Genomic DNA, 21,159 nt, shown 5'->3' on the forward strand with positions numbered 1-21,159 from the left:
GGTTCATTCCGGCCGGTGCGGCAGGGCCAGGTATTCCTCGCTCTGCATCTCGATCAGGCGCGACTCGGTGCGGCCGAATTCCGCGCGCAGCCGCTCGCCGTCGTACAGCTCGGTGATCGGTGCGGCGGCGGACAGCACCAGCTTCACGTGGCGGTCGTAGAACTCGTCCACCAATTGCACGAAGCGCTTCGCCGCGTCCTCGCTGTACACGGTGAATTGCGGCACGTTGGAGATGATGATCGCGGGGCCGGCCTTGGCCAGTGCGATGTAGTCGGCCACTGCCCGCGGGCCTTCGCACAGCGCGCCGAACTCGAACCACAGCACTCCGTCGGCGCGCTTGCGGAACGGGATGTCGCGACCGTTGACGTGCAGCTGGCCATCCTGCTCCACCTCTTCACCGGCCTGGCTGGCGAAGATCTTTTCCAGCCTGCGGTGCGCCTCGGCGCCCGGCGGGGTCAGGTAGACCGAGGCCTGGGTCAGTGCGCGCAGGCGCCAGTCGCGCGAGGAGGCCATCTCCACCACGTGGCATTGCCGTTCGAGCAGCGCGATCGCGGGCAGGAAACGGGAGCGCTGCAGGCCGTCCCGGTAGAGGTTCTTCGGTGCGGTATTGGAGGTGGTGACCAGGGTGACACCCCGCTCGAACAGGGCATCGAGCAGGTTGGCCAGGATCATCGCGTCGCCGATGTCGTTGACCAGGAATTCGTCCAGGCACAGCACCCGGCAGCGCGCGGCGATGCCGGCGGCGACCTCGACCAGCGGGCTCTGCCGCTCGCCGAGCTGGCGCAGGCCGTCGTGCACTTCGCCCATGAAGCGATGGAAGTGCCGCCGCAGCACCACGCCATGCGGCAGGCTGGCGGCGAACAGGTCCATCAGGAAGGTCTTGCCGCGGCCCACCGTGCCCCACAGGTACAGGCCCGGCACCGGCGCGGCGGCTTCGTCGTTGCCAAGCAGGGATTTCAGCCGGCTGAACAGGCCGCTTTCGCTGGCGGGTGGCACGCACAGCGCCGCGTGCATGCGGTCGAATTCGGACAGCAGCGCCAGCTGGGCCGGGTCGGACTCCCAGCGGTGCGCGGCGACGCCTTCGTGATAGCGCGCGCTGGGCGCGAGCGAGGGGTTTTCACTCATGGAGCGGACAGGTCGTGAAGTGGGGGGAGCAGGTTTCAGTCGTTGCGCGGCGGTGGCAGCCAGCCCAGCACGGCGTGCTTGATCGCACCGCGCAGGTCCATCAGGCGGCGGTGGAAGAAGTGGCTGGTGTCGGGCATGCGCACCAGCTCGGGCTTGTGCTCCAGCGCGTCGATCCAGTCGAACACCGCCTGCGGATCGACCACCTCGTCGGCCTCGCCCTGCACCACCAGCCAGGGGCATTCGGGCAGCGTGACCGGGCCGAATTCCCGCCGGCCCACCGGCGGGGCGATGCTCACCAACACGTCGGCATGCAGACGCACCGCGTTGCGGATGGTCACGTAGCTGCCGAACGAGAAGCCGCACAACCACAAGGCATCGTGCGGTCGCCGCTGGCGCACCCAATCCACCACGGCGGCCAGGTCCTCGCTTTCGCCATCGCCGCGGTCGAACTCGCCGGCCGAATTGCCCGCGCCGCGGAAATTGAAGCGCACCGTGTCCAGCCCCGATTCGCGCAAGGCGCGCTCGGCCATGGTCACCACCTTGTTGTGCATCGTGCCGCCTTCCACCGTCAGCGGATGGCAGACCACCGCCACGCCGCGGCGCGCGCAGGCCGGCTCGGCGACATCGCTGATGGTTTCCAGCTTGCCGACCGGGCCGTCGAGCATGAAACTGGCGGCGACATCGGGAAAGGTGGCCGGTTCGGCGGGGAGTTCGGTGGGATTCATGCGCACGATGATAACCGCCGATCGGATCGCCTGCCGCGGAAGCTGCCGGTGAACCATCTGGCGCACGCTCTGCTGGCCGGTGACGACGAAGACCTGCAACTGGGCGGCATGCTCGGCGATTTCGTCCACGGACAGCCCGACCCGGCGCTGTATCCGCCCCGGGTAATCGCCGGAATCCGCCTGCATCGCGCGATCGACGTCCATACCGACGCCCACCCGGAGGTGCTGGCGGCGAAGGCCTTGCTGCCATCGCCCCATCGCCGTTACGCGGGCATCCTGCTCGACATGTGGTTCGACCATTGCCTGGCGCGCGACTTCCCGCGCTGGAGCGGGCAGCCGCTGCAGCCGTATTCCGACGCATTGCGGGCGTTGCTGTGGCGGCATGACGCGCTGCTGCCTCCGGGCCTGCGACGCTTCCGGGGCTACATGGACTACCACCAGTTGCCGGCTCGCTATGCTGACCGCGCGGTGCTGGGCCACGCGCTGGCCGGCATCGGGCAGCGCCTGAGCCGGGCCAACCCGCTGGATTCGGCACTGCCGGTGCTGCTGGCGCGGGAGGCGGAACTGCAGCAGCACTTCGAGGCGTTCTTTCCCGAATTGCGAAGGTTCGCGCGGGAATGGGTCGAGAGGCACACTGACTGAGGCCCTTGCTCCCTCCCCTGCGCAGCAGGGGAGGGCTGGGGTGGGGTGCTTTTGATCTTCCCCGCACTCCGGGGCTCCCCATCCCAACCTTCCCCCATGGGGGGGAAGGGGCAAACGAAAACGCCGCCCGAGGGCGGCGTTTTTAGACGGCTTGTTGGATCAGGCGAAGTCGCCTAACTCAAAAGCGACCCCCTCCCAACCTCCCCTGCTTTGCAGGGGAAGGGGCGAACGAAAACGCCGCCCGAGGGCGGCGTTTTTAGACGGCTTGTTGGATCAGGCGAAGTTTTACTTCGCCTGATCGGCGATCCAGTGCACGGCGTTGGTCACCTGCTCGTCGGTGAGAGCCGGGTTGCCACCCTTGGGCGGCATGAAGTTGCCGTCGGGGCCGTGGTAGCCCTCGATCGCGTGCTTGACCAGCACGTCGATGCCCTGGGCCAGGCGCGGACCCCAGGCGCCCTTGTCGCCCACCTTGGGTGCGCCGGCGACGCCGGAGGTGTGGCAGCTGGTGCACAGGTGATCGAAGATCGCCTTGCCGTCGGTGGTGCCGCCGTAAGCCACCTGCGAGGCAGCGGCCTTGGCGGCGGCATCGGCGGCAGCCTGCATCGCGGCGCGGCCGGTATTGCCGGCGTATACCGCGCCAGCCGGAGCGATCCGTGCGGTCACCTGGGCCGGCTGATCCGGATTGGTTTCCTTCGGCTCGTGCTCATGGATGGCCAGTGCCGAGAAGATCAGCACGACCGTCAGCACGGCGAGGCCGCCGATCATGATCGAAAACTGGCGCAGGACGCTGTGGTCCGCCTTGCTCATGGAACCGCTCACGCACGTACTCCTTTCAGTGGGCACGGCGGAACGCCACCATGGCGGCCCCGACCTGCCTCGATTGCCTGTTGCTGTCGCACCGGATCATGAACACCTCCCCTGGGGCGTGGTCCATGAGTGCGCGACGCTGATCAAGCTTGCCCCCGGCCCGGATTCGGGGATCGGACAGGCAACCAGTCGGAGATTATAAACGAAGCGCGCGGCAAGTTTCAGGCTCCGCTGACGACGGACTGCGTGAACGGCGCCGGCGAAAACCGACGCAACCCTGCGCGAAAGCCATTACCCTGCCATCGGTCATGGCGTACCCATGTCAACCGGCATTGTTCATTTTCGTTGAACTGCCCCTATGCTTTCACCCCGAGAGTCGTCCGTCGGCGCCATCCGACAGCAGGCAGATGCGTGTCACGCGGCTGCGTGTCGCATGGCCGCACCGTTCAATCCAGGAGTTTTACATGTCGCGTTTTTGGAAGATCGCGTTGATCGTCATCGCCGTGATCGTGGTGGCGGCGCTGGGGTTCCGCCTGCTGCACAAGCCGGCCCCGGCCGGCTCCGCGTCCTCGGCCCAGGCGGCCGGCAAGGACCGTGGCGGCAAGGATGGCAAGAACGAGACGCCGCCGGTGCCGGTGACCGTGGTGCCCGTGGTCAAGCAGAACGTGCCGGTCTACCTGACCGCACTGGGCACGGTGCAGGCGCTCAACACGGTCAGCGTGAGCCCGCAGGTCGGCGGCCAGTTGCTGAGCCTCGAGTTCACCGAGGGCCAGCCGGTGAAGAAGGGCCAGGTGCTCGCACAGATCGACCCGCGCACCTATCAGGCGGCCTATGACCAGGCCGTGGCGCGACAGCGCCAGGACCAGGCCATGCTCGACACGGCCAAGAGCAACCTGGCACGCAGCCAGGACCTGGCTGCCAAGGGCTACATCTCCAAGCAGGATCTGGACACCTTGCGCAACACCGCCGCCCAGTACCAGGCCGCCGTGTCTGCCGATGCGGCCAGCCTGCGTGATGCCCAAGTGCAGTTGAACTACACCAAGGTGATTTCGCCGATCGATGGCCTGGCCGGCATCCGTGGCGTGGATCCGGGCAACGTGGTGAGCACTTCGAGCACGATCGTGACGCTGACCCAGCTGCACCCGATCAACGTGATGTTCACCCTGCCCGAGCAGAACCTCGACATGGTGCGCAGCGCCGCCGGGAAGGACGCCGCCGCGCTGCAGGTGACCGCGCTGGATCGCACCGATGCCCATCCGATCGCCAGCGGCGGCGTGCTCAAGGTGATCGACAACCAGATCGATACCACCACCGGCACGTTCCGCCTGAAGTCCGAATTCCCGAACGCGAAGAACGAACTCTGGCCGGGCCAGTTCGTCAACGTGCAGCTGCTGGTCAGCACCGTCGACGGCGGCCTGGTGATCCCGGCGCAGGCAGTGCAGCGCGGGCCGGACGGCGATTACGTCTATCAGGTGCAGGGCGACAGCACGGTCAAGATGCAGGCGGTGGTGGTGGCCGGCGAAGTGGGCGACAGCCACGTGATGATCGGCAGCGGCCTCAAGGCCGGCGACCGCGTCGTCACCGAGGGCCAGTTCCGGCTGAAGCCCGGCAGCAAGGTCAACGCGCTGAAGCCGGGCGAAGTGCCGGCGGTGCCGACCGCGACCGAAATGGAAAAGGCCCGGCAGAACAGCAAGGGTGGTGGTCGCCGTCACGGCTGAGCAGCCAGCCTGCGTCGCCGCGACACCCGAAGTTGCGCGGCTGCGGCCGCGCGCCAGCCATGATCGCGGCTGAAACCGCACTTTAGACGTTACGGATAGCCATGGGATTCTCGACCCTCTTCATTCGCCGACCGATCGCCACCTCGCTGCTGATGGTGGCGGTGCTGCTGCTCGGCATCCTGGGCTACCGCCAGCTGCCGGTGTCGGCGCTGCCGGAAATCGAGGCGCCGAGCCTGGTGGTCAGCACGCAGTATCCGGGCGCCAGCGCCAACACCATGGCCTCGCTGATCACCACGCCGCTGGAGCGCAACCTGGGGCAGATCTCCGGCCTGACCATGATGAGCTCGGACTCGTCCGCCGGGTTGTCCACGATCATCCTGCAGTTTTCGATGGGTCGCGACATCGACATCGCCGCCCAGGACGTGCAGGCGGCGATCAACCAGGCCAAGGGCACCCTGCCGGGCAACCTGCCGTATCCGCCGGTGTACAACCGGGTCAACCCGGCCGACGCGCCGATCCTGACCCTGAAGCTCACCTCCGACAGCCGCCAGCTGCGCGACGTGAACGACCTGGCCGACTCGATCATCGCGCAGAAGCTGTCGCAGGTGCAGGGCGTGGGCCTGGTCTCGATCGCCGGCAACGTGCGGCCGGCCGTGCGCGTGCAGGTGAACCCGGCGCAGCTGTCCAACCTCGGCCTGACCATGGAAGACGTGCGCAGCGCGTTGACCCAGGCCAACGTCAATGCGCCCAAGGGCACCTTGAACGGCAAGACGCAGAGCTACTCCATCGGCACCAACGACCAGTTGAGTGATGCCGCCGAGTACAAGAACACCATCATCAGCTACAAGAACAACTCGCCGGTGCGGCTGTCCGACGTGGCCAAGGTGGTCGACGGCGTCGAGAACGACCAGCTTGCCGCGTGGGCCAACGGCAAGCCGGCGGTGTTGCTGGACGTGCGCCGCCAGCCCGGCGCCAACATCGTGCAGACGGTGCAGCAGATCCGCAACGTGTTGCCCGAACTGCGCAGCGCGCTGCCGGCCGACGTGCACCTGGACGTTTTCGCCGACCGCACCGTGACCATCCGCGCCTCGGTGCACGACGTCGAGTTCACCCTGATCCTCACCGTATTCCTGGTGATCGGCGTGATCTTCGTGTTCCTGCGCCGGCTGTGGGCGACCATCATCCCCGCCACGGCGGTGCCGCTGTCGCTGATGGGCACGTTCGGCGTGATGGCGTTCACCGGCATGTCGCTGGACAACCTGTCGCTGATGGCGCTTACCGTGGCCACCGGTTTCGTGGTGGACGATGCGATCGTGATGATCGAGAACATCGTGCGCTACATCGAGAAGGGCAAGAGCGGCAAGGAAGCAGCCGAGATCGGCGCGAAGGAGATCGGCTTCACCGTGCTGTCGCTGACCGTCTCGCTGGTGGCGGTGTTCCTGCCGCTGCTGCTGATGCCGGGCGTCACCGGCCGGCTGTTCCACGAGTTCGCCTGGGTGCTCACCATCGCGGTCACCATATCGATGCTGGTGTCGCTGACGCTGACCCCGATGATGTGCGCCTACCTGCTCAAGCCCGATCAGCTGCCCGAGGGCGACGACGCCCACGAGCAGCATGCCGCGGCCGGCAAGCGCACCGTGTGGTCGCGCACCGTGGCGGTGTACGAAAGCTCGCTGGACTGGGTGCTCGATCACCAGCGCATGACCATGCTGGTGGCCGGCGCCGCGGTGGTGCTCACCGTGTTCCTGTACGTCGCCATTCCCAAGGGCCTGCTGCCCGAGCAGGACACCGGCCTGATCACCGGCGTGGTGCAGGCGGACGACAACATCGCCTTCCCGCAGATGGAAGACCGCACCAGGGCGGTCGCCGAGGCGCTGCGCAAGGACCCGGCCGTGGCCGGCGTGGCCGCCTTCATCGGCGCCGGCACGATCAACCCCACGCTCAACCAGGGCCAGCTCAGCATCGTGCTGAAGGATCGCGGCGACCGCGATGGTCTGGACAAGCTGTTGCCGCGGCTGCAGCAGGCAGTGGCGGGCATCCCGGGCGTGGCGCTGTACCTGAAGCCGGTGCAGGACGTGACCCTGGACAGCCGCGTGGCGGCTACCGAATACCAGTATTCGATGTCCGACGTGAGCGCGTCCGAACTGGCCGGCTATGCCAACCAGATGACCGAGGCGATGCGTCAGCGGCCGGAACTGGCCGACGTCGACAACAACCTCGCCGACAATGGCAACGCGCTGAAGCTCACCATCGATCGCGAGAAGGCCAGCCGCCTGGGGGTGCCGGTGCAGAGCATCGACGACACCCTGTACGACGCGTTCGGCCAACGCCAGATCTCGACCATCTTCACCCAGCTGAACCAGTACCGCGTGGTGCTGGAAGTGGCGCCGGAGTTCCGCACCAGCGACGACCTGCTGACCAAGCTGACCGTGCGCGGCAACGGCAGCGGCGCGCTCGTCGGCAGCACCGCGACCAGCTTCGGCCAGCTGAAATCCAGCAATTCGGCCACGCCCTCGGGCATCGGCAACACCGGCAACGTGGGCTTCCAGATCGGCGCTGGCGGCAGCATTCCGCTGTCCTCGCTGGTCACCGCCGAAGTCACCAGCGCACCGCTGGTGGTCAGCCACCAGCAGCAGCTGCCGGCGGTGACGCTGGCCTTCAACGTGGCGCCGGGCTACTCGCTCTCCGACGCCGTGGCGGCGATCCACCAGGTCGAGGCGCAACTGAACTTCCCGCCCCAGGTGCGCGGCGAGTTCGTCGGCAAGGCCGCCGAATTCACCTCCTCGCTGGGTGACGAGGTGTTGCTGCTGCTGGCCGCGATCGTGGTGATCTACATCGTGCTGGGCGTGCTGTACGAGAGCTACATCCACCCGCTGACGATCATCTCCACCCTGCCGCCGGCCGGCGTGGGTGCGCTGCTGGCGCTGATCCTGTGCGGCATGAGCCTGTCGGTGGACGGCATCGTCGGCATCGTGCTGCTGATCGGCATCGTCAAGAAGAACGCGATCATGATGATCGACTTCGCGATCGAGGCGCGTCGAACCGGCCTCAACGCCCGCGAGGCGATCCGTCGCGCCTGCCTGCTGCGTTTCCGCCCGATCATGATGACCACCGCCGCGGCCATGCTGGGTGCGCTGCCGCTGGCGCTGGGCAACGGCATCGGTTCCGAGCTGCGCCGGCCGCTGGGCGTGGCCATCGTGGGCGGCCTGCTGCTGTCGCAGCTGGTCACGCTGTACACCACGCCGGTGATCTACCTGTACATGGAGCGCTTCTCCGACTGGCTCGCTGCCCGTCGCGAGCAGCGTGCACTGGCCCGCGCGCGGGCCAGCCACGCGGCGTGATCTTTCAATATCCCTCCTGCGCAAGGCAGGAGGGAGCCCAGCGCCGTGCTTCCTTCCCTGCTCGCCCCCAAAGGGACTTCCTTCGGTCGCAGAAAGGGTTGGCCCGGGGTCGCCCTTCGCCGGGAGTCGTTTCGATCAACCTTTCGGCGGCTCGCACGTTGAGGGTGGGATGATGCGTTCACCCGTCATCTGCGAAACCCCGCCCATCCCCTGCCCACGTTGATCCCATGAACCTCTCCGGCACCTTCATCCGCCGCCCGATCGGCACTTCGCTGCTGGCGATCGGCCTGTTCGTGGGCGGGATGATCTGTTACTTCCTGCTCGGCGTGGCGGCGCTGCCGAACATGCAGTTCCCCGCGATCTTCGTGCAGGCCAGCCAGGCCGGCGCGGACGCCAGCACCATGGCATCCACCGTGGCCGCACCGCTGGAGCGCCACCTGGGCCAGGTGCCCGGCATCGAGACGATGCGCTCGTCCAGCTCCGAAGGCAGCACGTTCGTCTTCATGATGTTCCAGAACGGCACCGACCTGGACGCGGCCGCGCGCGACGTGCAGGCGGCGATCAATTCGGCGGCGCCCGACCTGCCCAGCGGTCTCAACGGCGCACCCAGCTACCAGAAGGCCAACCCGAACGACGATCCGATCATCGCACTGGCGATGACCTCCGACACCCAGTCCGCCGCCGACCTCTACAACGCGGCCGACTCGCTGCTGGCCCAGCGGCTGCGCCAGCTGCCCGGCGTGTCGTCGGTGGAGATCGCCGGCGCCGCCACGCCGGCGATCCGCGTGGACGTGAACCTGCGCGCGCTGAACGCGATGGGCTTGTCGCCGGACCAGCTGCGCAACGCGCTGAGCGCGGCCAACGTCACCTCGCCGGAGGGCTTCTTGTCCAACGGCAAGACCACCATGGCGATCAGCGCCACCACCCAGATGCACAGCGCCGACGAGTTCGCCCGGCTGGTCATCGCCAACCGCAATGGCACGCCGGTGCGGCTGTCCGACGTGGCCAAGGTCTACGCCGGCCAGCAGGACGCGTACCAGGCGGCCTGGTTCCGCGGCAAGCCGGCGGTGCTGATGTACGTCTACAAGAAGGCCGACGCCAACGTGATCGCCACGGTGGACCTGGTCAAGGACCAGCTGCCGACCCTGCGCGCCTATCTGCAGCCTGGCACCGAACTGATCCCGTTCTTCGACGGCACGCCGACCATCCGCGCCTCGCTGCACGAGGTGCAGGCCACCTTGCTGATCTCGCTGGCGATGGTGATCCTCACGATGGCGCTGTTCCTGCGCCGGCTGGCGCCCACGCTGATCGCCGCCGTCGCCGTGCCGCTGTCGCTGGCCGGTGCGTTCGTGCTGATGTACGTGCTCGGCTACACGCTGAACAACCTCACCCTGCTGGCGCTGGTGATCGCGATCGGCTTCGTGGTCGACGACGCGATCGTGGTGATCGAGAACATCATCCGGCACATCGACAACGGCATGACGCGGATGCAGGCGACCCTCGCCGGCGCCCGCGAGATCGGCTTCACCATCGTGTCGATCACCGCCTCGCTGATCGCGGTGTTCATCCCGCTGCTGTTCGCCGGTGGCGTCACCGGCATGTTCATGCACGAATTCGCGGTGACCCTGGTGTCGGCGATCGTGGTTTCCGCGCTGGTCTCGCTGACTCTCACGCCGGCGTTGTGCGGTCGCTTCCTCAGTGGGCATGACGCGCACAGGGCGGCGGCACCTTCGCGCCTGGCGCGCGCGCTGGACGGTTTCCACGCCGGCATGCTGCGGCTCTACACCCGCGCCCTGAATTTCTCGCTGCGGCACGCGTTGCTGTTCGCGCTGACGCCGCTGGTGCTGATCGTGGCCACCTTCTTCCTGTTCGGCGTGGTCAAGACGGGACTGTTCCCCCAGCAGGACACCGGACTGATCTGGGGGCGCGCCAGCTCCAGCGCCACGGTCTCCTTCGCCGAGAGCAAGCAGCGCCTGGAACGCCTCACCGCGATGCTGATGGCCGACCCCGACGTGGCCACCGTGGGCTCGCGCCTGGGCAGCAGCCGGCAGGGCACCAGTGGCTCGTTCAACATCGACCTGAAGACCCGGGCGCAGGGGCGCAAGGACGACACCTTCACCGTGCTGGCGCGACTCAGCGCCAAGGCGGCCAAGTATCCCGACCTCAACCTGCGCCTGCGCCCGGTGCAGGACCTGCCCAGCGGCGGCGGTGGCGGCACCAGCCAGGGCGCCCAGTACCAGGTTTCACTGCAGGGCAACGACCAGGCCAGCCTGCAGGAATGGCTGCCGAAGCTGCAGGCCGAGCTGAAGAAGAATCCCAAGCTCAGCGACGTGGGCACCGACGTCGACGAAGCGGGCCTGCGCCAGAACATGGTGATCGACCGCGACAAGGCCGCGCGCCTGGGCGTGTCGATCGGCGCGATCGACGGCGCGCTCTACGACGCCTTCGGCCAGCGCCAGGTCAGCACGATCTACTCCGACATCAACCAGTACAAGGTGGTGGTCAACGCGCTGCCCGACCAGACCGCCACGCCGGATGCGTTGAACCGCATCTACGTGGCCTCCAGCAGCGGCAAGATGATCCCGATCACCGCCTTCACCCGGCAGGAGCCAGGACTTTCGCCATCGCAGATCGTCCACGAAAACCAGTACAGCACGATGGACCTCAGCTTCAACCTCGCCCCCGGCGTCAGCATGGGCGAGGCGATGGCGATCATCCAGGGCACCGTGCAGGACATGCGCATGCCTGGTGACATCAAGGTGCAGATGGGCAGCAACTTCCGTCGCTTCCAGCAATCGCAGAGCGGCATGGGCTGGCTGATCCTGGCCGCCGTGCTGACCGTCTACATCGTGCTGGGCATGCTGTACGAAAACCTGATCCATCCGGTCACCATCCTGTCCACCCTGCCGGCCGCCGGGGTCGGCGCGCTGCTGGCGTTGTGGCTGACCGGCACCGAATTGTCGGTGGTGGCGCAGATCGCGCTGGTGCTGTTGATCGGCATCGTCAAGAAGAACGCGATCATGATGATCGACTTCGCCCTGGTCGCCGAACGCGAGCACGGCAAGAGTCCGCTCGAAGCCGCGCGCGAGGCGTGCACCGTGCGCTTCCGCCCGATCATGATGACCACCATGGTGGCGATCCTCGCTGCGCTGCCCATCGCGATCGGACTGGGCGAAGGCAGCGAACTGCGTCGTCCGCTGGGCATCGCCCTGATCGGCGGCTTGCTGATCTCGCAAAGCCTCACCCTGCTGAGCACCCCGGCACTGTACGTGATCTTCTCCTGCCTGGCCCAGCGCCGCCGGGCATGGTCCGCGCGCCGCCGCGAGCGCCAGTTGGCGCGCCGCCGCCGTCAGCTGGCAGGGGCGTGACGACGGCAGGCGTGGAACGTCGGGCCACCGCCTGGGCCACCGGTCGTGGCGGGATGACGTGCCCTTTCCGGCGCCTGTTTCCAGCTGAACGTTCCGGCAACGCACTCACAAGGCGTTAACCGGACGCCCGTTACCTATGGCTCCCACTCTTGGAGACGGAGACCACGCCATGGGCAACGAAACCGGCAAGCCGGACTTCTCCGATGTGCGCAGCGAGGTGCGCAGCCAGGCCGCGCAGATGCCGCCGGCGGCGAAGGCCGATTTCAGCGACGTGCAGTCGCATGTGAGTTCGACGGCCGACGAAACCACGATCTACGAAGTGGTGGCAGGCGACAGCCTGTCGAAGATCGCCAGGCACTTCTATGGCGACGGCAATGCGTGGAAGCCGATCTTCGACGCGAACCGCGACCAGCTCACCGACCCGGATCGCATCAAGGCCGGCCAGATGCTGAAGATTCCGGCGAAGCCCTGAGCAACCACACCGCAAGCCCCGAAACAGGAGACATGCCATGAAGACGACTCGCCAACCCCTGATCCTCGCCGCTTCCCTGGCCGCCGCGCTGGCGCTGGGCGGCTGCGGCAAGACCGACGACTCGAGCTCGCAGATCCCCGCCACGCCACCGCCCGCGGCCACGGTGCCGCCGCCCGCCACCATGGCGCCCGCCCCCGCCGGCACCGCCGGCATGGACAACACCGGCAATGCGCCGGCGATCAGCTTCAGCTCGGTCCAGCTGGGCTCCAGCGTGGACGCGAACAACCGGATCGCGGCCAGCGGCGACACGTTCGCGCCGAAGGACAGCATCTACGCGTCGGTCGACACGGCCGGCAGTGGAAACGGCACGCTGGCCGCGAAGTGGACCTACCAGGATGGCCAGACCGTGCACGAGGACAGCAAGACGCTGGAAGCGAACGGGCCGGAGACCACCGTGTTCATGATCAGCAAGCCCAGCGGCTTCCCCGCCGGGAACTACAAGGTGGAGATCTCGCTGGATGGCAAACCGGTGGCCAGCAAGGACTTCTCGGTCAAGTGATCCACCGGGTCCGTGTCGGGCGGCATGCGGCGCAACGCGCCGTCGGCCGCCCGACAGATCACGCGGGCAAACCCGCGGCCGCGTGCTGCAGCGACAAGCCGGTTTCCCGCTCGAAGCGCCTGGCCAGCTGGTCGCGCAATGCAAGGCGCTCGTCCGCATCGCGTCCGGCCCCATGCAGTTCCACATGGCGCCATACCGCCACGCTGGCCAGTTGCGCACCGGGCACTTCGGAATGGCGGCGGCTGTCGCCCTGCCAGTACACCGCGACCCAGCCCTCCGGTTCGGCCGAGTGGGTTTCGTCCACCGGCAGGATCAGCGAGCCGTCCAGCAGCGACAGCGCGCATTCGCGGCCGTCGGCGTGCTGGCAGGTGTACAGCGGTTGCAGGCCGGCGATGAAGTCGACGATGGACTGGCTCAACTGACTCATATTCCTTCCTTGTCATCGGCATGGGTCACGCGCTGCGCCTGATGGCGCAAGCGGCCGGCACGACCCGCGCCAGCCGGCGCATTCTGACATGGCCACACGCCCGCGCGTGGTCTGCGGTGGCCGGGGGCGGGCATTCGCGCGACAATGGGCAGTCATCTGTCGCGGTTATGCCGCCCTTGCCAGGGAATCCCCGCTCGCCATGTCCCAGACCCCGAAGATCATCTACACCCTCACCGATGAAGCGCCATTCCTGGCCACCCAGTCGCTGCTGCCGATCGTCAGCGCGTTCGCCGGCACCGCGGGCATCCGGCTGGAGACGCGCGACATCTCGCTGGCCGGGCGCATCATCGCGCTGTTTCCGGAAATGCTGAAGGAAGACCAGCGCATCGCCGACGACCTCGCCGAGCTGGGCCAGCTGGCCACCACGCCGGAAGCGAACATCATCAAGCTGCCCAACATCAGCGCCTCGATGCCGCAGTTGAAGGCCGCGATCAGGGAATTGCAGGATCAGGGTTACGCACTGCCGGATTACCCGGATGCGCCGAAGGACGATGCCGAGAAGGACATCAAGGCGCGCTACGACCGGGTCAAGGGCAGCGCGGTGAACCCGGTGCTGCGCGAGGGCAATTCCGATCGCCGCGCGCCGGTCTCGGTGAAGAATTACGCGCGCAAGCATCCGCACAGGATGGGTGCGTGGAGCGGCGATTCGCAGACCCGCGTGGCGCACATGGATGGCGGCGATTTCTACGGCAGCGAAAAGTCCGTCGTGGTCGCAAAGGCCGGCAACGTCAGCATCGAATGGTTCGGCAAGGACGGCAGCCACAGCGTGCTGAAGCCGAAGACCGCGCTGCTTGCCGACGAGATCATCGACGCGTCGGTGATGAGCCGCAAGGCGCTGGCCAGCTTCATCGATGCGCAGATCGCCGATGCGAAGAAGCGCGGCGTGCTGTTCTCGCTGCACCTGAAGGCCACCATGATGAAGGTCTCCGACCCGATCATGTTCGGCGTGGTGGTGGGAGAGTTCTACAAGGACGTGCTGGCGAAACATGCCGACGTGCTGAGGCAGGCCGGCTTCAATCCGAACAACGGCATCGGCGACCTGTACGCGCGCCTCGGCTCGCTGCCGGAAGCAACCCAGGCGGCGATCAGGGCCGACCTCGACGCCGAGTACGCGCAGCGTCCCGGCGTGGCGATGGTCAATTCCGACAAGGGCATCACCAACCTGCACGTGCCCAGCGACGTGATCATCGACGCCTCGATGCCGGCGATGATCCGCGACTCCGGCAAGATGTGGAACGCGAAGGGCGAGTTGCAGGACATCGTCGCGGTGATCCCCGACCGCAGCTACGCCGGTGTCTATCAGGCCACCATCGAGGACTGCAAGGCGCACGGTGCATTCGACCCGGCCACCATGGGCAGCGTGCCGAACGTGGGCCTGATGGCGCAGGCGGCCGAGGAATACGGCTCGCACGACAAGACTTTCCAGATCGCCGGCGACGGCGTGGTCAAGGTGATCGACGAGGCGGGCAGCGTGCTGCTGCAGCACGACGTGGAAGCGGGCGACATCTGGCGCATGTGCCAGACCAAGGATGCGCCGATCCGCGACTGGGTGAAGCTGGCGGTGGGCCGCGCCCGGCACACGCCGGCGGTGTTCTGGCTCGATCCGCAGCGCGCACATGATGCCCAGGTGATTGCCAAGGTCGAGCGTTACCTCAAGGATTACGACATCAGCGGGCTGGACATCCGCATCATGGACCCGGTGGCCGCCACCAGGTTTTCGCTGGAGCGCATCCGCCAGGGCCTGGACACCATCTCGGTCACCGGCAACGTGCTGCGCGACTACCTCACCGACCTGTTCCCGATCATGGAGCTGGGCACCAGCGCGAAGATGCTGTCGATCGTGCCGCTGATGAACGGTGGCGGCCTGTTCGAGACCGGCGCCGGTGGCTCCGCGCCCAAGCATGTGCAGCAGTTCCTCGAAGAGAACTACCTGCGCTGGGATTCGCTGGGTGAATTCCTGGCGCTGGCCGCCTCGCTGGAACATCTGGGCAGCCGCTACGGCAGCGCCGAAGTGGACGTGCTGGCGAAGACCCTGGATCAGGCCAATGGCAAGTTCCTCGACACCGACAAGTCGCCCTCGCGCAAGGTCGGCGGCATCGACAACCGCGGCAGCCACTTCTACCTGGCGCTGTACTGGGCCCAGGCACTGGCCGCCCAGGACGTGAATGCCGGGCTGAAGGCGAAGTTCGCGCCGCTGGCGAAGCTGCTGACCGAGAACGAGCAGAAGATCGTTGCCGAGTTGGCCGCTGTGCAGGGTCATGGCGTCGAGATCGGTGGCTACTACCACCCCGACATGACCAGGGTCGGCCAGGCGATGCGTCCGAGTGCGACATTGAACGCGGCGCTGGCGCAGCTGTCGAAGTGACGCACTGAGCCGGCCCGTGCCGGGAACGGGGCGCCGATCGGCGCCCCGTTTTTCTTTGCAGTCGCGCCGGCCTTCGTATCGCGCGGCATCGACGGTCATCATCTGGAGAGGGAGTTTTCGCGATGCAAGTTAGGCAAGGGCTGTGTCCGCTGCTGCTGATCGTCACCCTGCCGCTGTTCGCGCAATCGGCGTCCGCGCCGGCGACATCGTCATCCGTCTCGACCCGGGTCGCCGACCTGCCGATGGTGATGGTCAGCGGCGTACAGCCCGGGCCGGGTCTGTGGAAGGTCAGCAAGGGGGATCACGTGATGTGGGTGCTGGGCACGCTGTCGCCGCTGCCCCGCGACATGCAGTGGCAATCGCAGGAGGTGGCGCAGGTGATCGCCGCCTCGCAGCAGGTGCTGCTGGCGCCTGCGGTCAGGCTCGAGGCCAAGGTGGGTTTCTTCGGCAAGCTTTTCCTGCTGCCCTCGGCGTACGGCGCGCGCAAGAACGACGACGGTCGCAGCCTGCAGGACGTGCTGCCGCCACAGGTGTATGCACGCTGGCAGGTGTTGAAGCAGAAATACATTGGTCGCGATCGCGGCGTCGAGCGCTGGCGACCGCTGTTCGCGTCGGAGGAGCTCTACCACAAGGCGCTGAAGGCGAACGGCCTGAGCCGTTCCGGGGGTATCCAGGCCAGCATCGACGGTCTGGCCAAGCAGCACGGCGTGGCCGAGGTGCCGGTGGAATATCGGGTGGTGATCGAGCATCCGCGCGAGGCGATCAAGGCCTTCAGGCAGGCGGCGCCGCACGACACCACCTGCTTCATCCGCACCCTGGACAGCGTCGAGCACGACATGCCGGAGATGACCGCACGGGCGAATGCCTGGGCCATCGGCGACCTGCAGGCCCTGCGCGAACTGCCCGACAGCGATCGCCGCGACGCGTGCGTGGCGGCGGTGACCGGCGCCGGCTTCGCGCAGACACTGGGCCTCGACGACGTGCCGGCGCGCCTGCGTGCCACCTGGCTGGCGGCCGCGCGCAAGGCGCTGGCGACCAACGCGCAGACCTTCGCCTTGTTGCCGATGGACGGGCTGCTGGACCAGGACGGCTACCTGGCCACATTGCGCGCCGAGGGTTACCAGGTCGACGCGCCGGAATGATCCCCGCGGATGGTCAGGCGCTGGCGAGATCCAGTCGGGCGATCTCGTTGCCATCCAGCTGCAGTTCGGTAGCCCCGAGCAATTCGCGCAATTGCTCCACGCTGGTGGCGCTGACGATCGGTGCGGTGAGGCCGGGGCGGGCGATCAGCCAGGCCAGCGCGACCTGGGCCGGGGTGGCGTGGTGGGCGGCGGCCACCGCGTCCAGCGCGGCCAGCACCTGCAGGCCGTGCGGGTTCAGGAATTTCTTCACCGCGCCACCGCGTGCCGAGCTCTTGGCCAGGTCGGCGGCGCTGCGGTACTTGCCGCTGAGAAAGCCGCTGGCCAGGGCGTAGTAGCTGATCACGCCGATGTTTTCGCGGCGGATCAGCGGCTCCAGTGCCTGCTCGTAGCCGGCGCGGCTGACCAGGTTGTACTCCGGCTGCAGGCTTTCGTAGCGGGGCAGGCCGTGCCGCTGCGACATCGCCAGCGCGTCGGCGAAGCGGTTGGCGCTGAAGTTGGACGCACCGATCACGCGCACCTTGCCCGCCTCGATCAGGCGGGCGAAGGCGCCCAGGGTTTCCTCCATCGGCACGCTGGCGTCGTCCTCGTGCGCCTGGTACAGGTCGATGCAGTCGACCTGCAGGCGTTGCAGCGAGCCGTCCACCGCCTGTCGGATGTTCACCGGCGACAGGCCCGGCTGCTCGGCCCACTTGGCCACCTTGGTCGAGATCACCACGCGGTCGCGCCTGCCGCTCCGCTTCAGCCACTTGCCGATGATGGTTTCCGATTCACCGCCGCGGTTGCCCGGCACCCACGCCGGATAGACGTCCGCGGTGTCGATCAGGTTGCCGCCGGCATCGACGAAGGCATCGAGCAGTTCGAACGAACGCTTCTCGTCGGCGCTCCAGCCGAACACGTTGCCGCCGAAGGCGAGCGGGGCGATGGAAAGCGGCGAGTTGCCGAGTGGGCGCTGGTGCATGGAATACCCCGGATGGTGGCAGGCGAAGGAACCGCGCGCGGCCCGGCCGGCGGCGCGCCATCTCGTCGAAGTGGCTGCATATCCGCAGTATTCAAGCCCGCGCCAGGTTCAGCGCGGGCCGGCGAGGCGCGGCCACACATGGGCGCAGCAAGCCATCACGGTGCGTTTGGCCAGGCTGGCCTGCTTGTCGTCCCGGGCGGGCTTGAGCGGAGCGTCGGTACGCCAGTCCAGGTCTTCCTTGCGCACCAGGTGGCCGTGCAGGAACAACAGGTCTTTCCACAGCGAGTTCATGGGGAGCCTCCTTGGGAGGGCTGCGACTTGGGGAGCGCTCAAGATACGCACGCGCCAGGCCGCCAGAAAGCGATATATTCGCAAGTCAGGCTTGAAGGAAATTCAAGATGGGAAAGTTGCCGCTGGGCCTGCTGCAGCAGTTCGTGCTGGTCGCCCGACTGGGCAACCTGTCGCGCGCCGCAGCGCAGGCGAACCTCACCGTCAGCGCGCTCAGCCACCAGATGCGCCAGCTGGAAGAACGCCTGGAACGGCGCCTGTTCGAACGCGGTCCGCGCGGCGTGACGCTGACCGTCGAAGGCTGCAGCCTGCTGGAGGCGGTCGGCGGCCACGTCGACGGCATCGAGCACGCGCTGGCGGCATATCGCACGCGCCGCCATGACGCACTCACGCTCAGCGCCAGCCCCGGCATCATGTCGAGCTGGCTGGTGCCCCGGCTGCCGCGGCTGGTGGTCGCGCATCCGGAGCTGGAGCTCAGCCTGCAGTCGGGGTCGACCCTGGTGAATTTCGAGCGCGAACCGGTGGATGTCGGCCTGCGCTACGGCCGCGGCGAGTGGCCCGGCCTGCACAGCGAGCGGCTGTTCGGCGAATGGATCGCGCCGGTGGCCGCGCCCGAGCTGGTGGCGCGGATGGGCGAGACGGATCCGCGCGACCTGTCGCGCTGGCCGCTGCTCGGCGAGCCGGCGCCGTCGACGCGCTGGGACGACTGGTTCAAGCGCAGCGGCGGCGCCCGGCCGCAGCGTTACGTGGCCCAGTTCGACAGCCTCGATGCGCTGCGCCATGCGGCGCTGGAGGGTCTTGGCGTGGCGCTGGGACGGATGGTGACGTCGAAGTCGCTGATCGATGCCGGCCGGCTGCAGGTGCTGGGCGAGCGCTACATGGCAGTCAAGGAGGCGTACTGGCTGGTGTATCCGCCACGCTCGCTGGAACATCGCGGCCTGCAACTGTTCCGCGAGTGGCTGCTGTCCGAGGCGGAGGATTACCGGCGGCAGATGTCGGCGTTCCGGCCCGGGGACACGGCGATGGACTGAGAGGTTGTGAGTTTTTCAACCTCTCAGGCCGGCCAGGAGGGCCGGGCATGAAGCAGTCACGCAAGTGACTGTTTCATGTGAGCGAGCCCGGGCATGTACCGGACTCGCGATAGAAGAAAACCACAGGAAGTGGTTTTCTTCACAGGCTTGAAGCGGTTTCGCAATCTGCCCGGACACGTCATCATCGTGGGTCGTTGTCGACCGCCGTCAGGAGTTGAACCATGAAGTCACGCGCCGCCGTCGCCTGGGAAGCAGGCAAGCCACTCAGCATCGAACAGGTCGACGTGGCCGGGCCGAAAGCCGGCGAGGTGCTGGTGCGCATCGTGGCCACCGGCGTCTGCCACACCGATGCGTTCACCCTGTCCGGCACCGATCCGGAGGGCCGCTTTCCGGTGATCCTGGGTCACGAGGGCGGCGGCATCGTCGAGGAAGTGGGCGAGGGTGTCACCTCGCTGAAGGTCGGCGACCACGTGATTCCGCTGTACACGCCCGAATGCGGCGAGTGCAAATTCTGCCTGTCCGGCAAGACCAACCTGTGCCAGAAGATCCGCGTGACCCAGGGCCAGGGCCTGATGCCCGACGGCACGTCGCGCTTCTCGCTGGACGGCAAGCCGCTGCTGCACTACATGGGCACCAGCACGTTCAGCGAATACACCGTGCTGCCGGAGATCTCGCTGGCGAAGATCGACAAGGCGGCACCGCTGGAGAAGGTCTGCCTGCTCGGTTGCGGCATCACCACCGGCATCGGCGCGGTACTGAACACGGCGAAGGTCGAGCCGGGCGCGTCGGTGGCGGTGTTCGGCCTGGGCGGCATCGGCCTGTCGGTGGTGCAAGGCGCGGTGATGGCGAAAGCCGGCCGCATCGTGGTGGTCGACACCAACCCGGCCAAGTTCGAGATGGCGAAGTTGCTCGGCGCCACCGACTGCATCAACCCGAAGGACTACCCGGACACGCCGATCCAGCAGGTGATCGTCGAGCTCACCGACGGCGGCGTGGACTATTCGTTCGAGTGCATCGGCAACGTCCACGTGATGCGTTCGGCGCTGGAGTGCTGCCACAAGGGCTGGGGCGAGTCGATCGTCATCGGCGTGGCCGGCGCCGGCCAGGAGATCAGCACGCGGCCGTTCCAGCTGGTCACCGGGCGGGTCTGGCGCGGTTCGGCGTTCGGCGGGGTGAAGGGCCGCTCGCAGCTGCCGGGCTACGTCGACCGCTACATGGCCGGCGATATCCGCATCGACGAGATGATCACCGAGGTGCTGCCGCTGGAACGCATCAACGAGGCGTTCGACATGATGCACGAGGGCAAGGTGATCCGCTCGGTGATCCACTACTGACGTAGAATGTGCGGGCGCCGCCAGCCACGCTGACGGCGTTCGCCGTTTCCATGTCTGCACACGTCATGCCCAGGGTCGTTCCATGAGCCGCACTGCCATCCTCATCGACGGTGCCTTCTTTCTTGCCCGCTATCGCAAGGTCTACGGCGAGCGCGACGCCGGTGATGCGCGGGCGGTGGCCAAGACCGTGTTCGGCATGGCGCTGGAGCACCTGAAGGCGGTCGACCGCCCGCGCGAGCAGCTGTACCGGATCTTCTTCTACGATTGCCCGCCGCTGGAAAAGAGTTTCATCAAGCCGGTCAGCGGCGACAGCATCGACTTCGGCCGTACCGGCGCGGCCGCGTTTCGCCGCGAACTGCACGACCAGCTGCGTCGCCAGCGCAAGATGGCGCTGCGGCTTGGGCGTCTGTCCGAGCGCGGCGAGTGGCAGCTGAAGCGCAGCGCCTACCAGCAGTTGCGCGACGGCAGCCTGCGCTGGGACGATCTGGACGACGGCCACTTCGAGCCGGACATGCGCCAGACCCAAGTCGACATGAAGATCGGCATCGACATCGCGGCGCTGACCTACAAGAAGCTGGTCGACCAGATCATCCTGATCGCCGGCGACGCGGATTTCATCCCGGCCGCAAAGCTGGCCCGCTACGAAGGCATCGACTTCATCCTCGACCCGATGTGGCAGGGCATCGCGCCGGATCTGCACGAACACATCGACGGCCTGCAATCGGTGTGCCCGCGTCCGTCCTGAGGCCTGCACCGGGATTGCACATGGTTTTCGTGATATTGGAAGTTCGAACGTT

The 21,159-nt window shown here is 67.2% G+C and carries 17 protein-coding genes; 11 read left to right on the forward strand and 6 right to left on the reverse strand.

Annotation, left to right across the window (positions count from 1 at the left end):
- Positions 1 to 3: 3 nt before the first annotated feature.
- A complete protein-coding gene (gene zapE / locus UU7_RS07790) occupies positions 4 to 1,125 on the reverse strand; it encodes a cell division protein ZapE (RefSeq protein WP_007807059.1) in 1,122 nt (373 codons plus the stop codon).
- 35 nt (positions 1,126 to 1,160) lie between these two features.
- Positions 1,161 to 1,850 (reverse strand): alpha/beta hydrolase, encoded by a 690-nt coding sequence (locus tag UU7_RS07795; RefSeq protein ID WP_040673065.1) that lies wholly within the window; start codon positions 1,848 to 1,850, stop codon positions 1,161 to 1,163.
- A gap of 48 nt (positions 1,851 to 1,898) precedes the next feature.
- On the opposite strand from UU7_RS07795, the gene UU7_RS07800 reads away from it, so the two are divergent.
- Entirely contained in the window at positions 1,899 to 2,492 is a 594-nt protein-coding gene (locus UU7_RS07800) for an acyl carrier protein phosphodiesterase (protein ID WP_007807062.1), read from the forward strand.
- 285 nt (positions 2,493 to 2,777) lie between these two features.
- Here UU7_RS07800 and UU7_RS07805 read toward each other — a convergent pair whose 3' ends face one another.
- Positions 2,778 to 3,299, reverse strand: coding sequence for a c-type cytochrome (locus tag UU7_RS07805; RefSeq protein ID WP_007807064.1), 522 nt, complete (start codon positions 3,297 to 3,299; stop codon positions 2,778 to 2,780).
- Positions 3,300 to 3,763: 464 nt separating this feature from the next.
- On the opposite strand from UU7_RS07805, the gene UU7_RS07810 reads away from it, so the two are divergent.
- The 5 genes from UU7_RS07810 to UU7_RS07830 all read left to right on the forward strand — a co-directional run bounded on the left by UU7_RS07810 (position 3,764) and on the right by UU7_RS07830 (position 12,757).
- Positions 3,764 to 5,017, forward strand: coding sequence for an efflux RND transporter periplasmic adaptor subunit (locus tag UU7_RS07810; RefSeq protein ID WP_007807066.1), 1,254 nt, complete (start codon positions 3,764 to 3,766; stop codon positions 5,015 to 5,017).
- A 101-nt stretch (positions 5,018 to 5,118) separates the two neighbouring features.
- Positions 5,119 to 8,358 carry an efflux RND transporter permease subunit gene (locus tag UU7_RS07815; RefSeq protein ID WP_007807067.1) on the forward strand — a complete coding sequence of 1,080 codons (3,240 nt, stop codon included), beginning with the start codon at positions 5,119 to 5,121 and terminating at the stop codon, positions 8,356 to 8,358.
- Positions 8,359 to 8,585: 227 nt separating this feature from the next.
- Positions 8,586 to 11,726 carry an efflux RND transporter permease subunit gene (locus UU7_RS07820; protein ID WP_007807069.1) on the forward strand — a complete coding sequence of 1,047 codons (3,141 nt, stop codon included), beginning with the start codon at positions 8,586 to 8,588 and terminating at the stop codon, positions 11,724 to 11,726.
- A 169-nt stretch (positions 11,727 to 11,895) separates the two neighbouring features.
- A complete protein-coding gene (locus UU7_RS07825) occupies positions 11,896 to 12,198 on the forward strand; it encodes a LysM peptidoglycan-binding domain-containing protein (protein ID WP_007807071.1) in 303 nt (100 codons plus the stop codon).
- Between the two features lie 37 nt (positions 12,199 to 12,235).
- Complete coding sequence (locus tag UU7_RS07830) at positions 12,236 to 12,757, forward strand: hypothetical protein (protein WP_007807073.1); 522 nt, start codon at positions 12,236 to 12,238, stop codon at positions 12,755 to 12,757.
- A gap of 58 nt (positions 12,758 to 12,815) precedes the next feature.
- Here the strand turns inward: UU7_RS07830 and UU7_RS07835 are convergent, their stop codons facing one another.
- The gene (locus UU7_RS07835) at positions 12,816 to 13,184 is read right to left on the reverse strand and encodes a hypothetical protein (RefSeq protein WP_040673067.1); all 369 of its coding nucleotides are present in this window, start codon (positions 13,182 to 13,184) and stop codon (positions 12,816 to 12,818) included.
- A gap of 199 nt (positions 13,185 to 13,383) precedes the next feature.
- On the opposite strand from UU7_RS07835, the gene UU7_RS07840 reads away from it, so the two are divergent.
- Both UU7_RS07840 and UU7_RS07845 read left to right on the forward strand, forming a co-directional pair.
- A complete protein-coding gene (locus tag UU7_RS07840) occupies positions 13,384 to 15,609 on the forward strand; it encodes an NADP-dependent isocitrate dehydrogenase (protein WP_007807076.1) in 2,226 nt (741 codons plus the stop codon).
- 122 nt (positions 15,610 to 15,731) lie between these two features.
- Positions 15,732 to 16,751 carry a TraB/GumN family protein gene (locus UU7_RS07845; RefSeq protein WP_007807077.1) on the forward strand — a complete coding sequence of 340 codons (1,020 nt, stop codon included), beginning with the start codon at positions 15,732 to 15,734 and terminating at the stop codon, positions 16,749 to 16,751.
- Positions 16,752 to 16,764: 13 nt separating this feature from the next.
- On the opposite strand, the gene UU7_RS07850 is transcribed toward UU7_RS07845, so the two are convergent.
- Together UU7_RS07850 and UU7_RS07855 are read right to left on the reverse strand one after the other, a co-directional pair.
- Positions 16,765 to 17,709 (reverse strand): aldo/keto reductase, encoded by a 945-nt coding sequence (locus tag UU7_RS07850; protein WP_007807079.1) that lies wholly within the window; start codon positions 17,707 to 17,709, stop codon positions 16,765 to 16,767.
- 108 nt (positions 17,710 to 17,817) lie between these two features.
- Complete coding sequence (locus UU7_RS07855; RefSeq protein WP_007807083.1) at positions 17,818 to 18,000, reverse strand: hypothetical protein; 183 nt, start codon at positions 17,998 to 18,000, stop codon at positions 17,818 to 17,820.
- A gap of 107 nt (positions 18,001 to 18,107) precedes the next feature.
- On the opposite strand from UU7_RS07855, the gene UU7_RS07860 reads away from it, so the two are divergent.
- From UU7_RS07860 to UU7_RS07870, 3 genes are all read left to right on the forward strand, one after another.
- Complete coding sequence (locus UU7_RS07860) at positions 18,108 to 19,028, forward strand: LysR substrate-binding domain-containing protein (protein ID WP_007807085.1); 921 nt, start codon at positions 18,108 to 18,110, stop codon at positions 19,026 to 19,028.
- Between the two features lie 221 nt (positions 19,029 to 19,249).
- Positions 19,250 to 20,362, forward strand: a complete 1,113-nt coding sequence (locus tag UU7_RS07865) for an S-(hydroxymethyl)glutathione dehydrogenase/class III alcohol dehydrogenase (RefSeq protein ID WP_007807088.1) — start codon at positions 19,250 to 19,252, stop codon at positions 20,360 to 20,362.
- Between the two features lie 82 nt (positions 20,363 to 20,444).
- Positions 20,445 to 21,107, forward strand: a complete 663-nt coding sequence (locus tag UU7_RS07870; RefSeq protein WP_007807090.1) for an NYN domain-containing protein — start codon at positions 20,445 to 20,447, stop codon at positions 21,105 to 21,107.
- Positions 21,108 to 21,159: the final 52 nt, after the last annotated feature.

The organism is Rhodanobacter spathiphylli B39 (assembly GCF_000264295.1).
GTDB lineage: Bacteria > Pseudomonadota > Gammaproteobacteria > Xanthomonadales > Rhodanobacteraceae > Rhodanobacter > Rhodanobacter spathiphylli.

Coding starts and splice junctions, on each gene's coding strand:
- zapE (WP_007807059.1), bottom strand. CDS start 1,125: ATGAGTGAAAACCCCTCGCTCGCGCCCAGCGCGCGCTATCACGAAGGC.
- UU7_RS07795 (WP_040673065.1), bottom strand. CDS start 1,850: ATGAATCCCACCGAACTCCCCGCCGAACCGGCCACCTTTCCCGATGTC.
- UU7_RS07805 (WP_007807064.1), bottom strand. CDS start 3,299: ATGAGCAAGGCGGACCACAGCGTCCTGCGCCAGTTTTCGATCATGATC.
- UU7_RS07810 (WP_007807066.1), top strand. CDS start 3,764: ATGTCGCGTTTTTGGAAGATCGCGTTGATCGTCATCGCCGTGATCGTG.
- UU7_RS07815 (WP_007807067.1), top strand. CDS start 5,119: ATGGGATTCTCGACCCTCTTCATTCGCCGACCGATCGCCACCTCGCTG.
- UU7_RS07820 (WP_007807069.1), top strand. CDS start 8,586: ATGAACCTCTCCGGCACCTTCATCCGCCGCCCGATCGGCACTTCGCTG.
- UU7_RS07825 (WP_007807071.1), top strand. CDS start 11,896: ATGGGCAACGAAACCGGCAAGCCGGACTTCTCCGATGTGCGCAGCGAG.
- UU7_RS07830 (WP_007807073.1), top strand. CDS start 12,236: ATGAAGACGACTCGCCAACCCCTGATCCTCGCCGCTTCCCTGGCCGCC.
- UU7_RS07835 (WP_040673067.1), bottom strand. CDS start 13,184: ATGAGTCAGTTGAGCCAGTCCATCGTCGACTTCATCGCCGGCCTGCAA.
- UU7_RS07840 (WP_007807076.1), top strand. CDS start 13,384: ATGTCCCAGACCCCGAAGATCATCTACACCCTCACCGATGAAGCGCCA.
- UU7_RS07845 (WP_007807077.1), top strand. CDS start 15,732: ATGCAAGTTAGGCAAGGGCTGTGTCCGCTGCTGCTGATCGTCACCCTG.
- UU7_RS07850 (WP_007807079.1), bottom strand. CDS start 17,709: ATGCACCAGCGCCCACTCGGCAACTCGCCGCTTTCCATCGCCCCGCTC.
- UU7_RS07855 (WP_007807083.1), bottom strand. CDS start 18,000: ATGAACTCGCTGTGGAAAGACCTGTTGTTCCTGCACGGCCACCTGGTG.
- UU7_RS07860 (WP_007807085.1), top strand. CDS start 18,108: ATGGGAAAGTTGCCGCTGGGCCTGCTGCAGCAGTTCGTGCTGGTCGCC.
- UU7_RS07865 (WP_007807088.1), top strand. CDS start 19,250: ATGAAGTCACGCGCCGCCGTCGCCTGGGAAGCAGGCAAGCCACTCAGC.
- UU7_RS07870 (WP_007807090.1), top strand. CDS start 20,445: ATGAGCCGCACTGCCATCCTCATCGACGGTGCCTTCTTTCTTGCCCGC.